Here is a 15,581-nt window from a genome sequence, read left to right as displayed (position 1 = left end):
ACGGTTAGCGAGCCATTACACCAATGGGCAGGCGATATTCTGACCAGCTGTTCATGTCATTTTTAAAGGAACGCTGAGATTCTAGAACCCGAGCAAACCACTCATTTTCTGCGGCATACTCATCTTCCCATTTGGTTGTCTCTTCATAAATGGCATCGATGAAGGACTGATCTAGCTCTACAATCTCATTCGGGCCGTTAACCAACTCTTGATAGGCATCAAGATCAGCGAATGAGCTAGCAAGCCAAGTATCGAAAACCGATAGTTTACCCGCAAGACGCAGCATGCTCTGGTCTTCTTCGCTCAGCTCATCCCAAGTGTCACTATTGACCTGGCACTCGAGGAAACCGCCAGACTGGTGAACGCCAGGCGTAATCACATATTGCGCCACTTCCTGAAACCCTGTTGGGCGGTTCATTTCGGGGCTGCCCCACTCAGCAGCATCAATAACGCCACGCTCAAGGGCGCTATAGATATCACTACCCGCCATTACCACGGTCGATGCCCCTAGGCGAGAAGCAATCTCTGCCCATGCACCGGAAGTACGCAGCCGCAAGCCCTGGAAGTCTTCAAGCGTTTTGACAGGCTTATTAGAGTGAAGGAAAATTTCGGTGCCAAGTATGGCACACGGAAATGCTACAACATCAAACACTTCACGACGATATTCTTCGTAAAGGTCCGCACCACCGCCTTCATACATCCACAACATGAACTCTTCCGGTGTTAGACCACTGGAGTGGCCTGCCAGCAAAGCGGTCGTGGGGTCTGTGCCGTAATCATAGTTAATGTAGTTATGACTTACTTGAGCAACGCCTGATTTAACAGTATTGGTAACACGCAGCGCGCTACCCAGTGTGCCACCTGGGTAGACTTCGATGGCGATTTTCCCATTCGTCAACTCGTTAACGCGGTCTGCAAACATCTGTGCGTCGCGCTCAAGCCACGGGCCACCACTCCAAGGCGTTGCCATACGCCAATTCATATCTGCCGCAGCGGCAGATGCTGATACACCAATGCTCAGACCAACGGCTAAAGCGATTTTATTTACGTTATGCATGATGGTTTCCTCATAAATGGAGCGTTATAAGTTGTTCGCTGGCCATTACTTATGTTTATCGTTTTTTTGAAGGTACCATCTTCGTGTATGCAGCATTTGGCCCAGACTCAGAAGAATTATGCTGAGCCTCAGAAATAGGCAAACTCAACGTAAAAAACCCCGCTGCCTGAGCCTTTGCTCAGCAGCAGGGTGCTTTATTTAGCAAGTCAACGTAAGTGCGTCTCTTTAGAAGCGATAGCGCAGGCCGACGCTATAGGCATCCAGGTCGTACTCTGCTTGGCTTAGGTAACGGGTGGCATCGGCGCTGATGGCGAGGGAGTCAGAAACGTCAAACTCAGCCCCGGCACCAAAGGAGATATCGTCATCGCGGCCGCTGTAGTTAGCGAAGGCGGTTGTTTCTGTGAGTTTCACTTCAGAATAACCTAGTAAGCCGAACAAGCGAGCGCTGCTGCCCAACGGCACAATTCCTTTTAAATAACCGCCGACTAAGTAGTCCAGTTCAATGTCTGATCCATAGTGGCTGTCAGAACCTCCCGTTGCACCATGAAATTCAACGGCTAGGTACTCGTCCAATTTCATGCCTGCCACAAGGCGCAGGCCAACAGCGTCAAAACTTTCATCCGCACCATCCAGGTCTAGTGTCCACGCCATGGCATCTGCCCCCACATAGCCCTGTGGGTAGCCTGCGTCGTAACCAACGCCGAACGACTGCGCGTGTACAGCGCCGCTCATTAACAATGCAGAGGCCACCGCTAGCGCTTTAGCTGATACTTTCATCTTGTTTCCTTAACGTTATAGCACCACTAAGGCGCCTTTAATAAAGGCCACAAGACTAACTAGATTTAATATAAAATACAATTAAAAACCCCGCTGTATAAGCTACTCACTTAGTACAGCGGGGTTGTATTCCCTTGATAAATTATTGACTTATCGCGACTAATTTTTAAAACCGATAACTCAGGCCTATGCTGGCTGCATCAAAATCATAAGCTGATTTATCTAGGTAGCGCATGTAATCGGCCCCTACTGATACATTAGGTGCGATATCCATTTCCGCACCCGCACCGTAGGAAAAACCGCTTTCACGATCACTGTTGATATCAACCTCAGTGAACCCCGCCAAACCATAAAGGCGTATATCAGGCGCCACAGGAACAATCCCTTTTGCGTAAGCACCTGCTATGTAATCTAGTTCGGCTTCCCCATCCGAACCGCCGGTTCCCAGATGGCCTTCAACAGCAAAGTAGTCGTTAAATTGCGCGCCACCGCGCAAACGCAGCCCAACGGCATCACGTGAAGAACCACGGTCAGGGTTTAGGCTCCAGAACATGGCGTCACCGCCCACATATCCTTGTGGGTACTGAAATGATTGCTGGGCTTGAGCTGATGCCGCGAAAGTACCTGCACCAACCAGAAGCGCTGCGGAGGTGAGTGATAATACGGTCATCTTCATAAGTTAAACCTCAGTTAAAGAACAGTGTTTCCTTACACAGATAAGTGTGGTCCAGCTTTCGGTAGAACGCAAATTTCATCGGCTCTTGGATAAGCTCAACACCACAATCCCCCCTACCACCACCGCGCCACCTACCAGCTGGCTGGGGCTAAGCATTTGACCGAGCACCAGATAGCCGATGAGCAGCGAGGCCACTGGCTCGAAATTCATCACTGGGGCGTTGCGCGCCATATTCAGCCGGGGCACAAAAATAAACAGAATCGAGAACGCACTGCCGTAGAGCAGCGCCAGCAGCGTTAACCCCATCCACCCCGTGCTGTTATCCGGCAGGCTCATACCGCCAGGCACCGCGCCTACCAAGCCGCCAATAATCATGGCGATAAATACGGTCTGCATGGTGAGCAGGCTGCGCAGTGTGCTGCCCACCCCGGCTAAGCGGTGCTCGGTAAGCCATAGGGCGCAAGCAAACGCAAAGGCGGCCAGTAGCCCAAAACCGATACCCGCCAGCCACTCCGGCCCCATGGCATCGGCGTTGGCGATCCAGCTAGGAATATCCAGCACCACCAATAGGCCAATCAGAATGGTGCCCATAATCAGGCAGCTACGCAGCGATGGCCTGGGGCCGCCCAGTGCCCAGCTCAATAGCGCTAGCTGGATGGGAAACGTGTTCACCAGCAGCAGTGCAATCACGACCGGCAGACGCGCCACAGCGGAGTACAGACTCACGCTTTGCAGAGTAATCAGTAGCCCTACCACTAACTGCCAAGGCCAAGAACCCGAAGGCAGCCAAAGGCGCTTTTTCTGCACCACTACCAGTGTCAGCAGAATCAAGCAGGCAACGCCCGAGCGCATCAACACTGCCAGTAGCAGCCCTGTGCCATTATCAAACGCCAGACGGGCTGAGACGTGGTTAGCAGCGAACATGGTCGCCACGGTCATCATCAGCATAATAGCGATATGGCGGGGTAGCAGTGCAGGGGAAGATGTTGAGGACATAGGCACAGAACGGCTCACGATAGGTTATATAAGAAACAGGATGCCGACATTTTACATAGACGGCTAACGAAATTCTTCGCTGATTTTCCGCGTCGCAGCATGTTAAACTAAAGTCTACTCTTTTTACCTCTTAACTACTTTACAAAGGTTGTTATGAACGCACCGGTGCTGGTTATTAACTGTGGCTCTTCCTCTATTAAATACGCTTTGATTGATGCTGATCCGCAGGCACCGCGCTTAGCCGGGCTAGCTGAACGCTTAGGCAGCCATGACGCCCGCTTAAAAGGTAAAAACAACGCCGGTGAGAGCTTTACCCAGCCGCTGCCGAATGCTGACCATGCTGAAGCCCTGAACGCGATTTTGCAGCGCTTGGAAGGCCGCGTGCCGGGTGCTGTGGGCCACCGGATTGTTCATGGCGGCGAGCACTTCACCCAGGCTGCACTCATTGATGACAGCGTCATCGAGGCCATCGAAACCACGGCGGCTTTAGCACCGCTGCATAACCCCGCTAACTTGGCGGGCATTGCCGCTACCCGAAAGGTGTTTCCAGAACTGCCCCAAGTAGCCGTATTCGATACCGCCTTCCACCAAACGCTGCCGCCCCGCGCCTACCGCTACGCATTGCCGGAAGCGCTTTACACCGAGCACGGCATTCGCCGCTACGGTTTTCACGGCACCAGCCACGCCTTTGTGAGCCAGCGCGCCGGCGAGCTCAGTAGCCGTGGCGCGGGCGGCTGGCTGACGGCCCACCTGGGCAATGGCTGCTCTACCGCGGCGGTGTGGAACAACCAGAGCCTGGATACCAGCATGGGCCTCACACCGCTGGAAGGCTTGGTGATGGGCACCCGCAGCGGCGACGTTGACCCCGGCCTGCATGCGCATCTGCACCGCCAGCTAGGCTGGTCAGTAGACGAGATCGACAACGTGCTCAACAAGCAGAGCGGCCTGCTGGGGCTTTCCGGCCTGACCAACGATATGCGCGAAGTAGAAGACCAAGCCATGGCCGGGCACCCTGGCGCTAAGTTGGCGCTAGAGGTGTTCTGCTACCGCATTGCCAAATCTCTCGCCGCCCTGTCATGTGCATTACCTAGATTAGATGGCGTGATCTTTACTGGCGGCATTGGTGAAAACTCGCCTATCGTTCGACGTGAAGTACTGGCCCTGCTGCCCCACTTTGGTTTCAGCTTAGATGAAGCGGCCAATGAAGCCACCATCCGTGGCAAAGAGGGCAAGTTGGATAGCGCTGGCCATCAAGGTCCGGAAGTGTGGGTGATCCCCACCGATGAAGAGGGCCGCATTGCCATGGAAACCCGCCACTGCGTGGAGACCCCTGAATGAACAGCTCCCCCGAGCAACCCCAAGCCATTCTGTTGGTACCCACCAGCGTCGGTGCTGGCCTAACGTCTGCCTGCCTTGGTTTGATTCAAGCGCTCGACACCATCGGCTTGAAAGCCGGTTTTTTAAAGCCGTTTATGCAGAACGAGCTTAACGGCCCCGGCCTTGACCGTTCCACTGCACTGGTATCGCGCACGCTGAGCCAGCGCCCGCCCTCGCCCATTTCCCAGGCCCGCCTAGAGCGGCTGCTGCGCGACGACCAAACCGACGAGCTGATGGAAAACGTCATCGAGCTCTACGAGCAGGTGGTGCAGCAGGCCTACCGAGACGGCAGCGCGCTGGATCTGATCGTGGTGGAAGGCGTGGTGCCGACCCAGCACACCACCTACGCTACCCAAACCAATGCGCAGCTCGCTCACGCTCTAAACGCGCGAATCATTCTGGTGGGCACTGGGGATCTCAACGAACCCCAGGCGCTGGCCGAAGAGTTGGATATGCACGCCCGCAGTTTTGGCGGCGTTAGCTCTAGCCGCACCCTGGGCGGCATTCTGATGCGCATGAAGAACCTGCCCTACGGCCAGGAAGATGACCTTTCGGCCGCGCCGGGCACCATCAAACCGCAGCTGGAAGAGCCGGTGCTCAACGAGCTGCGCCGCTACTCCCCGGCGCTGGCCACCGACCGCTTCCACCTGATTGGCGTAGTGCCTTACAGCAAAACTCTAAGTGCCCCGCGCACGCTGGACGTGGCCCGGGCGCTGAATGCCAAGATGCTCAACGAAGGCGAAGCCGCCAGCCGCCGCGTGCTATCTACCAGCCTGTGCGCCCGAAGTGCGGCCAATGCGCTGCATATCTTCACCCCGGGCAGCTTGGTCGTGGCCTCCGGCGACCGTGACGATGTGGTGCTGGCCTCCGCGCTGGCCACCATGAACGGCACCCAGCTGGCGGGCGTTTTGCTCACCAACGGTTTCTTGCCCAACGAGGGCATGATCGAGATGTGCCGCCCAGCGCTGAAAACCGGCTTGCCGGTGCTGGCGGTAGAAACCGACAGCCTGACCACGGCGCAGAACCTGAGCCAGCTCAGCACTGAAATCCCCATGGATGACTTCGAGCGCGCCGAGCAGGTGGCCCGCTACGTGGCTGCCCACATGGATTTAGAGTGGCTGAAAGCCAAGCTGAGCCGTGGCTACACCCGCCGCCTCTCGCCCTCGGCGTTCCGCCACCAGTTGGTGAAGCTCGCTCAGCAGGCCAAAAAGCGCATCGTGCTGCCGGAAGGCGACGAGCCGCGCACCATCGAAGCGGCAATCATCTGCCAGCGTCGTGGCATTGCCGACTGCGTGCTGTTGGGCAAACGGGAAGATATCGAGAGCGTCGCCCATCACCGTGGCCTTACACTGCCCGATGCGCTGACCATCATCGACCCGGAAAGCACCCGCGCCAGCTACATTGGCCCGATGGTGGAGCGTCGTCGCGGCAAGCTCAACGAGCTGACCGCCGAAGCACAGCTTCAGGATAACGTGGTACTGGGCACCATGATGCTGCAGCTCGATGAAGTGGATGGCCTGGTGTCCGGCGCGGTTCACACCACGGCCAACACCGTTCGCCCGGCGTTTCAGCTGATCAAAACGGCCCCTGAGTACAATCAGGTGTCGTCGATCTTCTTTATGCTACTGCCGGAACAAGTGGTGGTGTACGGCGACTGCGCGGTGAACCCAGACCCAGACGCCGAAACCCTGGCAGAGATCGCTCTACAAAGCGCCCGCTCTGCCGAGGCGTTTGGCATCGAGCCGCGCGTGGCGATGATCAGCTACTCCACCGGCGACTCCGGCACCGGCGCGGATGTGGATAAAGTGCGCGAAGCCACTCGCATCGCCAAAGAGCGCGCGCCGCATCTAGCCATCGACGGCCCGCTGCAGTACGACGCCGCTGCCATCGAGAGCGTGGGCAAGCAGAAAGCCCCCGACTCCCCCGTGGCGGGCAAGGCCACCGTGTTCGTGTTCCCCGACCTCAACACCGGCAACACCACCTACAAAGCGGTGCAGCGTAGCGCCCGCGTGGTGAGCGTTGGCCCGATGCTGCAGGGTCTGAATAAGCCGGTGAACGACCTCTCCCGTGGCGCGCTGGTGGATGACATCGTCTACACCATCGCTCTCACCGCGATTCAGGCCAGCCAGCGGGAAAGCTAGCCACTCGCCGCGTGCCATACGCGCTAAAAAAACGCCCCGAACAGTGAACTGTTCGGGGCGTTTTAAGTTTTGCGTCAGGTTGAATCGTTGGGATGTATCACGCCCACATAGGCACCATGGCTTCCAATACCATCACTAAGCTCATCGCGGTAATGGTCAGAATCGAGACGCCGAACACCTTCTTCGCCCAGCGAACGTCGTCCTCTAGCCGGTAGCCGCATAGCGCCAGATAAAGCCAGTAACCACCCATGGTCAGCGCCACACACAGGTAGCCTGCGCCTGCTTGGCTAGCCAGCACCAGCGCCAGTGACGCAGGAATGAACGCCACGATATAGCCCAGAATATGGTGCTTGGCCCGCTTAATGCCGTGCACCACCGGCAGCACCGGGATGGAGGCGCGACGGTAATCCGCATAGCGGAAAATCGCGATGGCGTAGGAGTGCGGCATCTGCCACAGGCAGAAAATCACTAGCAGCATGAACGCGCCGCTGTCGAACTGCCCCGTGACCGCGCAGTAGCCCACCACCGGCGGCATCGCGCCGGAAAGGCTGCCCACCAGCGTGCCGTACTCGGAGTGGCGCTTCATATATAGGCTATACACCCCCACATACACGCCCCAACCGATTACCGCCAGCGCCACCGTTAAGCCGTTGGTACCCAGCGCCAAACAGACCACGCCGGCCACCCCCAACAGCGCTGAAATCCCCAGCGCCTGGGTGATCGAGATGCGGCCCTTGGCCAGCGGGCGATGGCGCGTACGCGCCATCAGTGCATCGATATCCCGATCAATCACGTTGTTGCAGGCGCAGCCCGAGGCGATGACCAGGGCAATACCCATCATCACCGAGGCAAAGGTGACCCAATCGAAGGTACCGTGGGCGGCTAGGAAGTAGCCGCCCAAGGTCGCAATCAGATTGCCACCGATGATCCCCGGCTTGGTGAGCGCCAGCACGTCGCGCCAGCGGCTCGGTGCCACGTTCAGCCGATCATCATGTTGAGATGCAGATGCTGCATGATCCATAACGAGCCCCCTACCACCAGGACGAGTATCGTCAGTGTGAAAACGAAGGACATGACGTTCCAGCCTTCGTCGGCCTTGGTATTCATATGCATAAACATGACCAGCTGAACCAAAATCTGCAGCACGGCTGTTATAGCGATGACCACCACCGTCGTGGCGGTGCTTAACGCACCGCTCATAACGACCGCGAACGGAATCACGGTTAGCACTAAAGATAGCAGAAGCCCCGTCACATACGATTTAACGCTGCCGTGGGATGACGTTGAAGATGATGAATGGCTCATGTCACAGCACTCCCATCAGGTAAACGAACGAGAACACGCAGATCCACACGATGTCCAGGAAGTGCCAAAACAGGCTGAGGCACAGAATCCGTGGACGCGTCATCGGGGTGATGCCCTTGGTCGAGAGCTGCACCAGCATGACCAGAATCCACACTAAACCAACGGTCACGTGAAGGCCGTGGGTGCCGACCAGGGTAAAGAACGACGAAAGAAACGCGCTCTGATCAGGGCCGTAGCCCTGATGAATCAGATGCTGAAACTCGTACACTTCCATGCCGACGAACGCGGCACCCAGAAGGAAGGTGATCGCCAGCCACGCTTTTACTTGGCCGACGCGCTCGGCGTTCATCGCCAGCACGCCCATACCAAAGGTGAAGCTACTGAACAGCAGCAGGAAGGTTTCTACCAGCACGAAGGGCAGCTCAAAAATATCCGCCGCCGTGGGACCGGCAGCCGTGCCTTTCATCAGCACGGCGTAGGTAGCGAACAGTGACCCGAAGATCACCAGGTCACTCATCAAGTAGACCCAGAAGCCAAACACTTTCGTGCCGGTCGCGTCGTGGTGCTCATGGGGCTCGGCTGCGGCGCCATGATGTAGGGTATCGGTGGCCATTACGCTCGTGCCTCCACATAGTTGGTCTGTTCACGATCAGACGCTGCGCTACTCGGCGCAGAAGTTTTGCGCTTTTCGTGCTCGCGCTCGATGCGCGCCACTTCAGCGGCGGGCACGTAGTAGTCGATATCTTCGTTGAATACACGTGCTAGGAAACTTACCACCGCACCCAGAGCGCCGACGGCGGCCAGCCACCAGATATGCCACACCAGCGCAAAGCCTAGAATCAGCGCGAAGAAGCTGATGACCGGCCCCGCCACGGTGTTACGCGGCATGTGAATATCGGTGTAGGGCGCTTCGTCCAACTGCTCGTTACCCCGCTGCTTTTGCGACCAGAAGCTGTCGATATCACCGACTTCCGGCAGGCGAGCAAAGTTGTAGAACGGCGCAGGCGACGAGGTCGACCACTCCAGCGTGCGGCCATCCCAGGGGTCGCCGGTCAGGTCGGCATTCAGCTTGCGGTCGCGGATGCTGACCCAGAACTGAATGATGGTGCAGGCAATCCCCATCATGATGATCACGGCACCTACCCAAGCCAGAATCATCCAGGGTTGCCACTCAGGATTCGCGTAGGACTGCATACGGCGCACGGCACCGAAGAAGCTCAGCACGTAGAGCGGCATGAAAGCGACGTAGAAGCCGATGAACCAGCACCAGAACGAGCGCTTGCCCCACTTCTCGCTCAGCGTGAAGCCGAACGCTTTGGGGAACCAGTAGGTCAGGCCCGCCATCATGCCGAATACCACGCCGCCAATGATCACGTTATGGAAGTGAGCAATCACGAACAGGCTGTTGTGCAGCACGAAGTTAGCCGCCGGGAGCGCCAGCATCACGCCGGTCATACCGCCTAGAGTAAAGGTGATGATGAAGCCCAGGGTCCACAGCACCGGCGAAGTCAGCTCAAGGCTGCCGCGGAAAATGGTAAACAGCCAGTTGAACACCTTCACCCCGGTGGGAATGGCAATGATCATCGTCATAATGCCGAAGAAGGCGTTCACATTGGCGCCAGCACCCATGGTGAAGAAGTGGTGCAGCCAGACGATGAACGACAGCAGCGTAATCGCCACCGTGGCCCAGACCATGGTTTTGTAACCAAACAGACGCTTGCGGGCGAAGGTCGCGATGACTTCAGAGAACACGCCAAAGGCCGGCAGAATCAGGATGTACACTTCCGGGTGACCCCAGGCCCAAATGAGGTTGACGTACATCATCATGTTGCCGCCAAAGTCATTGGTGAAGAAGTGCATACCGAAGTAGCGGTCAAGCGTTAGCAGCGCGATAGTCGCGGTCAGAATCGGGAACGAGGCAATGATCAGGACGTTGGCGCACAGCGACGTCCAGGTAAAAATCGGCATGCGGAACAGGGTCATGCCTTTGGTGCGCATTTTCAGAATGGTAACGAAGAAGTTGATGCCGGTGAGCGTGGTGCCTATCCCGGATATTTGCAGTGCCCATATCCAGTAATCGACCCCCACCCCAGGGCTAAACTCTATCCCCGATAAAGGCGCGTAAGCGAGCCAGCCGGTTTTGGCGAACTCCCCTACCACGAGGGAAATATTGACCAAAATCGCCGAGACGGCGAACAGCCAGAAACTCAGGTTATTCAAAAACGGGAAAGCAACGTCGCGGGCGCCGATTTGCAGGGGCACCACCAGGTTCATCAGGCCGATGACCATGGGCATCGCAACGAAGAAGATCATGATCACGCCGTGGGCGGTAAAGATCTGATCGTAGTGTTCAGGAGGGAGATAACCTGCGGCCCCACCGGCCGCCATGGCCAATTGGGTACGCATCATAATCGCATCGGCAAAGCCGCGAAGCAGCATTACCAAGGCCACCACAAAGTACATGATGCCGAGCTTTTTGTGGTCAACGGAGGTAAACCACTCGTTCCACAGCCAGCCCCACTTACGGTAGTACGTCAATGCGCCAAGTAGCGCGGCACCCCCGATCGCCATAAAGGCAGCAACGACCATAATGATCGGTTCGTGATACGGAATTGCTTCTAACGTGAGTTTTCCAAACATGCTTAACCCCCCGCTTCAACGCTTGTGGGATGGCCGCCCATGGCGTGGTCATCACCTGCATGCTGATTGGTAACGTGGCCGATCGCGGCCTGCTGTTGAGAAGCGCTGGCGCTCTCTAGCTCGCTGGATTCGCCGTGGCTATCGTGGGCATCACTGATGGTGTCACCGTGGTTTGCATGACCGCCGTGCCCACTGCCGTCACCACTGTGGAAGCTGCTGACGATCGACTCATACAGCTCGGGCGTGACCGCCGAGAAGTACTCCACCGGGTGATACTCCGTCGGCTGCGCCAAGGCTTCGTAACCATCCGGGAAGGTCAGGGTGTCGTCGGCGGCACGCACGTTTTCCACCCAGGCGTCGAATTCCGCCGGAGAGGTGACGTGGGCATCGAAGGTCATCCCAGAGAAGCCAGCACCGCTGTAGTTGGTGGAACGGCCGGGGTAGACGCCCTCTTCGTCGGCAATCAGGTGAACATCGTTATCCATGCCCGCCATGGCGTAAATCTGGCTGCCTAAGCGTGGAATGAAGAAGGCGTTCATTACCGAGCCAGAACTCACTCGGAAGCGCACGGGGGTATCTACCGGGAAGGCCAGTTCATTGACGCTAGCAATGCCCTGTTCCGGGTAGATGAACAGCCACTTCCAATCCAGCGCGACGGCTTGGATCTCCATGGGTTCCACGTCGCTTTCCAGCGGTTTGTGGGGGTCCAAGCTGTGGGAGGTTTTAAAGGTGAGAAAGGCGAGTACGGCAATGATCAAGCAGGGCACGGTCCAAACGGCCGCTTCGATGGCGTTGGAGTGCGCCCAGTCCGGCAGATACTTGGCGACGCGGTTACTGCGCCGGTAGCGCCAGCCAAACAGCAGCGTCATCACGATGACCGGAATGACCACGATCAGCATCAGCCCAAAGGAGGTCAGAATCAGCGAGCGCTGCTCAACGCCAATCTGCCCCTTGGGATCCAGCAATGCAGAACTGCAGCCCGTTAACAGCAAGCACAATACGACGAGCACAAAAGTGCCTCGCCTGCGCCAGTGGGTAGGTAGTTGCATGGTGTGATCTCATCAGAGAGTTGTCTAAAACAGCTCACTGCTTGGCTGGCTAACTAGCCAGCTAAGTAGCAAGCTAACTATCACCCCATACTTTTCCCAAAACAGTGAGCATGACTACGTTGCTCCGGGAAAAATATGCGCCACCCCATGGGGTTAGTGGCGAGCCTTAACCGTGCACCTTGCGTGCATCAACTAAGACTAAAGTATTTTCTATTGATCTCGGTCAATCAGAAAGAGACGTTATGCCGCACCCTGCGCACCCGTTTGGGCACAGGGCACAGGGCACTGGGGAGTAGTGGCTAAGGATTGGCTGAGCAGTGGCTGTTGTTAGGCGAGCGAGATGCTCAGCGTGGGCAGCGGGTGGCGCTCTAACAAGCCGGGGGCACGCTCATCGTCGGTGACGACGATATCGAAGTCCTCCAGCGAAGCAAAATAGGCCGGACGCACCACGCCAAACTTGCTGGCATCGACAATCAAAAGCCGCTGCATCGCGGTGGCAATCGCCGCCTGCTTAGGCCCGACTTCATGAAAATGAAAGCAGCTTACTCCCCGTTCGCAATCCACCCCAGCGGCGGAGATCAGCGCTTTATTGATGCCCAAACGCTCGATGGCCGCGCCCATACCATCACTACCAAACGATTGAGAGGAGGCATAAAAAAGCCCGCCGAGTAGCACCAAACGCACATTAGGCAAGACTGCCACCGCGTTAGCCACATTCAGCGCGTAGGTCACTACGGTTAATTCCCGGAAGCGGCTTAACTGGCTGAGCAGCGGAATCAACGTCGAGCCACAGTCGATAAACAGCGTATCGCCCTCTTCAATAAAGCTGGCGGCACGCTGGCAAAGACGCTGCTTGACCTGATAGTGGCTCGACTGCTGTTCCGTTAGGTCGTACACCGGCGTGACGCCGGGGTAGCTGGCCATTACCAGTCGACCGCCTAGCAGGCTGATCGGTGAAGGTTGCGTTGAAAGATCCCGCCGAATGGTCATTTCGGAGACTCCACACAGCTCGGCGGCATCACGAAGATGTAGCGTTCCCCCGCTGGCCAGCGCCTCTTGCAGCATTGCCAAGCGCTGTGCGCTCCGGTCATTCATAGCAGGCATCTCCTTATGATGCATATTGTTATCGATGTTAGACCCAACTGGGCTACCTATGCTGCGTCAGCCCCTTACTGATTTCCACTGCGACACAGCGTTAGACTCCGTCATGATGCGCTTATCACATTTAAACAGCGTTGATGTGACAATGCTTGCAAATCAACGTTAAAAAAATAACACTCAATGTTATAATTTTAACATTACGCCAGCCCACACGACCCACAACGTCGGTACACCAGTTGCTCTGGTACCGTGATATAACCCTGTTGAGGCTTCCATGACTGCTCTATCCCACTCTCGTTCTTCTTCGTTCGTCACGCTTGGCGCTGGCGTTTTACTGACAAGTGCTGCCTTGGCAACGCCGGCCTTTGCCGATGACGCCGAGCCGCATACCCTTGACCGTTTGTGGTCGTTCGCTAACGTATCGGTCAACTACCTGGACTGGTCGAACGGCACTGAAGCACGCACCGCCAGCAACGCGGCGAAAAGCGACTTTACGTTTGTTGAAATCGAAGGCGGCGTCGGCTTTAGCTGGGGCGAATTTTACGGCTTCTTCGATTTCGAGAACCCGACCAACGACCAATTCGACCAATCCAGCGGCGGTAAAGACAACTTCCGCACCGCCGGTAAAGTGACCTCGCACATCTACCTGGGCGACAGCCCGCTATCGATTTACGCCCACCTGTACGATTTCCGCGACTACGGCTACGAGTCTCGGGAGCAGGACCAAATCCTGGGTCTGGGCTATCGCAAAACCTTTGATAACGGCCTGTGGTTCAAACCGTTTATTGGTGCCGCGCGGGTGCAGAGCAATAGCTACACTGGCATGAACGGCTTTATGGCTGGCTGGGTCGCGGGCTACGACTTCACCGCTCTGAACCAAAACTTCAGCGTGACCAACTGGCACGAGCAGACCTTCGGCCGCGATTACGAGTACCTGACCCAGAACTACGTGGGCGATAAAGCAGGCAGCGTAGGTACCAACGGCGCGCTAAGCCTGTGGTGGCACCCGTCTGATCTGATCACCACGGGCGTGCAGTACCGCTACTCAGAGAATAAACTGGGTACCCCGGACGCTTACCAAAATGCGATGATCTACTCAGTTAAGTTGAACTTGCTGTAATCGCTCCCACACCTCACGATCCGAAGGTACTCCCATGACCCTCATCATGAGCTTGGTTGGTATGGTCACCCTGGTGGCCATCGCCCTAATCTTCTCTTACGACCGCAAGTCGATTCGGCTGCGCACCGTGCTGGGTGCTTTTGCCATCCAGGCAGGTATCGGTGCGTTTGTGCTCTACGTGCCGTTCGGCCAGGCGGTGCTGCAAGCCATTTCCGCCGGTGTTAGCCAGGTACTGGTGTTTGCTAACGATGGTATCGGCTTCTTGTTTGGCGGCTTGGCCGATGTTGAAAACGTCGGCTTTGTGTTTGCCATCAAAGTACTGCCGGTCATCATCTTCTTCTCGTCGCTGATTGCCGTGCTCTACTACCTGGGCATCATGCAGTGGGTCATTCGGATTCTGGGTGGCGCGCTGCAAAAAGCACTGGGCACCTCGCGTACCGAATCGCTCTCCGCCACCGCGAACATCTTCGTCGGCCAAACCGAAGCACCGCTGGTGGTGCGTCCGTTTATTGCCCGCATGACGCCTTCGCAGCTATTTGCGGTGATGTGTGGCGGCTTGGCCTCGGTGGCCGGTTCCGTTCTGGCGGGCTACGCGGCGCTGGGCATTCCGATGGAGTACTTAGTCGCGGCCTCTTTCATGGCGGCGCCAGGCGGCCTGTTGTTCGCCAAACTGATCATGCCGGAAACCCAAGACTCCGAAGACAGCGACAGCGTTTCTAAAGTCGATGAAGAGCTGAAAGAGCAGGACGACAAACCCACCAACGTGCTGGATGCAGCGGCCTCCGGTGCGACTTCTGGCCTGATGCTGGCGGCGAATGTTGGTGCGATGCTGCTCGCGTTTATCGGCTTAATCGCGCTGGTTAACGGCATTTTAGGCGGCGTTGGCGGCTGGTTTGGCTTTGAATCGCTGAGCCTTGAGCTGATTCTCGGCTGGCTGTTTGCACCGCTGGCGTTCCTGCTGGGCGTGCCGTGGGCAGAAGCGACGCTGGCGGGTTCGTTCATCGGCCAGAAGCTGGTGGTCAACGAGTTCGTGGCCTATATCAACCTCGCTCCCTATATCGATGGGGAACAGGTGGTGGCGGCGACGGGTCAACTGATGACCCCGCACACCATGGCGATTCTCTCCTTTGCGCTGTGTGGCTTTGCCAACCTGTCGTCCATTGCGATTCTGCTGGGCGGCCTGGGTAGCATTGCGCCCACGCGTCGCAAAGAGATTGCCCGCTTCGGTGTGAAAGCCGTATTGGCCGGTACGCTCTCTAACTTGATGTCGGCATCCATTGCTGGCTTCTTTATTGCGCTGGGCAACCTTACGGCTTAACGCAGCGAGTACGACACCATGCAA

Annotated in this window: 14 protein-coding genes; 4 read left to right on the top strand and 10 right to left on the bottom strand. The window is 56.9% G+C overall.

The window, feature by feature from the left end; all coding sequences use genetic code 11:
* Positions 1–4: 4 nt before the first annotated feature.
* The 4 genes from ACIGG6_RS06220 to ACIGG6_RS06205 all read right to left on the bottom strand — a co-directional run bounded on the left by ACIGG6_RS06220 (position 5) and on the right by ACIGG6_RS06205 (position 3,506).
* Positions 5–1,057 carry a type 2 periplasmic-binding domain-containing protein gene (locus tag ACIGG6_RS06220; RefSeq protein ID WP_083025173.1) on the bottom strand — a complete coding sequence of 351 codons (1,053 nt, stop codon included), beginning with the start codon at positions 1,055–1,057 and terminating at the stop codon, positions 5–7.
* 225 nt (positions 1,058–1,282) lie between these two features.
* Entirely contained in the window at positions 1,283–1,834 is a 552-nt protein-coding gene (locus ACIGG6_RS06215; protein ID WP_399843229.1) for an outer membrane beta-barrel protein, read from the bottom strand.
* 166 nt (positions 1,835–2,000) lie between these two features.
* Positions 2,001–2,510, bottom strand: a complete 510-nt coding sequence (locus tag ACIGG6_RS06210; RefSeq protein ID WP_399843226.1) for a porin family protein — start codon at positions 2,508–2,510, stop codon at positions 2,001–2,003.
* Between the two features lie 75 nt (positions 2,511–2,585).
* Complete coding sequence (locus tag ACIGG6_RS06205; RefSeq protein ID WP_399843224.1) at positions 2,586–3,506, bottom strand: EamA family transporter; 921 nt, start codon at positions 3,504–3,506, stop codon at positions 2,586–2,588.
* A 153-nt stretch (positions 3,507–3,659) separates the two neighbouring features.
* Between ACIGG6_RS06205 and ACIGG6_RS06200 the strand changes: the two genes are divergently transcribed.
* Entirely contained in the window at positions 3,660–4,844 is a 1,185-nt protein-coding gene (locus ACIGG6_RS06200; RefSeq protein ID WP_399843222.1) for an acetate/propionate family kinase, read from the top strand.
* Positions 4,841–7,024: a phosphate acetyltransferase gene (gene pta, locus ACIGG6_RS06195; protein ID WP_399843219.1), complete on the top strand. Its 2,184-nt coding sequence runs from the start codon at positions 4,841–4,843 to the stop codon at positions 7,022–7,024. The genes ACIGG6_RS06200 and pta overlap by 4 nt, the downstream gene beginning before the upstream one ends.
* Positions 7,025–7,121: 97 nt before the next feature.
* Here pta and cyoE read toward each other — a convergent pair whose 3' ends face one another.
* From cyoE to ACIGG6_RS06165, 6 genes are all read right to left on the bottom strand, one after another.
* Positions 7,122–8,045, bottom strand: a complete 924-nt coding sequence (cyoE, locus tag ACIGG6_RS06190; protein WP_253016901.1) for a heme o synthase — start codon at positions 8,043–8,045, stop codon at positions 7,122–7,124.
* On the bottom strand, positions 8,003–8,329 hold the full coding sequence (gene cyoD, locus ACIGG6_RS06185) for a cytochrome o ubiquinol oxidase subunit IV (protein WP_044629017.1): 327 nt from the start codon (positions 8,327–8,329) through the stop codon (positions 8,003–8,005). The genes cyoE and cyoD overlap by 43 nt, the downstream gene beginning before the upstream one ends.
* Position 8,330: 1 nt before the next feature.
* Positions 8,331–8,942 (bottom strand): cytochrome o ubiquinol oxidase subunit III, encoded by a 612-nt coding sequence (cyoC, locus tag ACIGG6_RS06180; protein ID WP_159341399.1) that lies wholly within the window; start codon positions 8,940–8,942, stop codon positions 8,331–8,333.
* On the bottom strand, positions 8,942–10,969 hold the full coding sequence (cyoB, locus tag ACIGG6_RS06175) for a cytochrome o ubiquinol oxidase subunit I (RefSeq protein WP_305948102.1): 2,028 nt from the start codon (positions 10,967–10,969) through the stop codon (positions 8,942–8,944). The genes cyoC and cyoB overlap by 1 nt, the downstream gene beginning before the upstream one ends.
* A gap of 2 nt (positions 10,970–10,971) precedes the next feature.
* Positions 10,972–12,018, bottom strand: a complete 1,047-nt coding sequence (gene cyoA, locus ACIGG6_RS06170; protein WP_399843215.1) for a ubiquinol oxidase subunit II — start codon at positions 12,016–12,018, stop codon at positions 10,972–10,974.
* Between the two features lie 327 nt (positions 12,019–12,345).
* Complete coding sequence (locus ACIGG6_RS06165) at positions 12,346–13,113, bottom strand: DeoR family transcriptional regulator (RefSeq protein WP_399843213.1); 768 nt, start codon at positions 13,111–13,113, stop codon at positions 12,346–12,348.
* Between the two features lie 280 nt (positions 13,114–13,393).
* Between ACIGG6_RS06165 and ACIGG6_RS06160 the strand changes: the two genes are divergently transcribed.
* Both ACIGG6_RS06160 and ACIGG6_RS06155 read left to right on the top strand, forming a co-directional pair.
* The gene (locus ACIGG6_RS06160) at positions 13,394–14,239 is read left to right on the top strand and encodes an outer membrane protein OmpK (RefSeq protein WP_399843212.1); all 846 of its coding nucleotides are present in this window, start codon (positions 13,394–13,396) and stop codon (positions 14,237–14,239) included.
* Between the two features lie 34 nt (positions 14,240–14,273).
* Positions 14,274–15,557, top strand: coding sequence for a NupC/NupG family nucleoside CNT transporter (locus ACIGG6_RS06155; RefSeq protein WP_399843210.1), 1,284 nt, complete (start codon positions 14,274–14,276; stop codon positions 15,555–15,557).
* Positions 15,558–15,581: the final 24 nt, after the last annotated feature.

It is taken from the genome of Vreelandella lionensis (genome assembly GCF_044543515.1).
In the GTDB taxonomy this organism is placed as follows: domain Bacteria; phylum Pseudomonadota; class Gammaproteobacteria; order Pseudomonadales; family Halomonadaceae; genus Vreelandella; species Vreelandella lionensis.
The sequence above is the reverse complement of the archived record's forward strand: the minus strand, read 5'-3'. Positions and strand labels throughout refer to the sequence as shown.

Bases quoted from the DNA above. Each gene is read 5' to 3' on its own strand.
- ACIGG6_RS06220 (WP_083025173.1), bottom strand. From the start codon at position 1,057: ATGCATAACGTAAATAAAATCGCTTTAGCCGTTGGTCTGAGCATTGGT.
- ACIGG6_RS06215 (WP_399843229.1), bottom strand. From the start codon at position 1,834: ATGAAAGTATCAGCTAAAGCGCTAGCGGTGGCCTCTGCATTGTTAATG.
- ACIGG6_RS06210 (WP_399843226.1), bottom strand. From the start codon at position 2,510: ATGAAGATGACCGTATTATCACTCACCTCCGCAGCGCTTCTGGTTGGT.
- ACIGG6_RS06205 (WP_399843224.1), bottom strand. From the start codon at position 3,506: ATGTCCTCAACATCTTCCCCTGCACTGCTACCCCGCCATATCGCTATT.
- ACIGG6_RS06200 (WP_399843222.1), top strand. From the start codon at position 3,660: ATGAACGCACCGGTGCTGGTTATTAACTGTGGCTCTTCCTCTATTAAA.
- pta (WP_399843219.1), top strand. From the start codon at position 4,841: ATGAACAGCTCCCCCGAGCAACCCCAAGCCATTCTGTTGGTACCCACC.
- cyoE (WP_253016901.1), bottom strand. From the start codon at position 8,045: ATGGATCATGCAGCATCTGCATCTCAACATGATGATCGGCTGAACGTG.
- cyoD (WP_044629017.1), bottom strand. From the start codon at position 8,329: ATGAGCCATTCATCATCTTCAACGTCATCCCACGGCAGCGTTAAATCG.
- cyoC (WP_159341399.1), bottom strand. From the start codon at position 8,942: ATGGCCACCGATACCCTACATCATGGCGCCGCAGCCGAGCCCCATGAG.
- cyoB (WP_305948102.1), bottom strand. From the start codon at position 10,969: ATGTTTGGAAAACTCACGTTAGAAGCAATTCCGTATCACGAACCGATC.
- cyoA (WP_399843215.1), bottom strand. From the start codon at position 12,018: ATGCAACTACCTACCCACTGGCGCAGGCGAGGCACTTTTGTGCTCGTC.
- ACIGG6_RS06165 (WP_399843213.1), bottom strand. From the start codon at position 13,113: ATGAATGACCGGAGCGCACAGCGCTTGGCAATGCTGCAAGAGGCGCTG.
- ACIGG6_RS06160 (WP_399843212.1), top strand. From the start codon at position 13,394: ATGACTGCTCTATCCCACTCTCGTTCTTCTTCGTTCGTCACGCTTGGC.
- ACIGG6_RS06155 (WP_399843210.1), top strand. From the start codon at position 14,274: ATGACCCTCATCATGAGCTTGGTTGGTATGGTCACCCTGGTGGCCATC.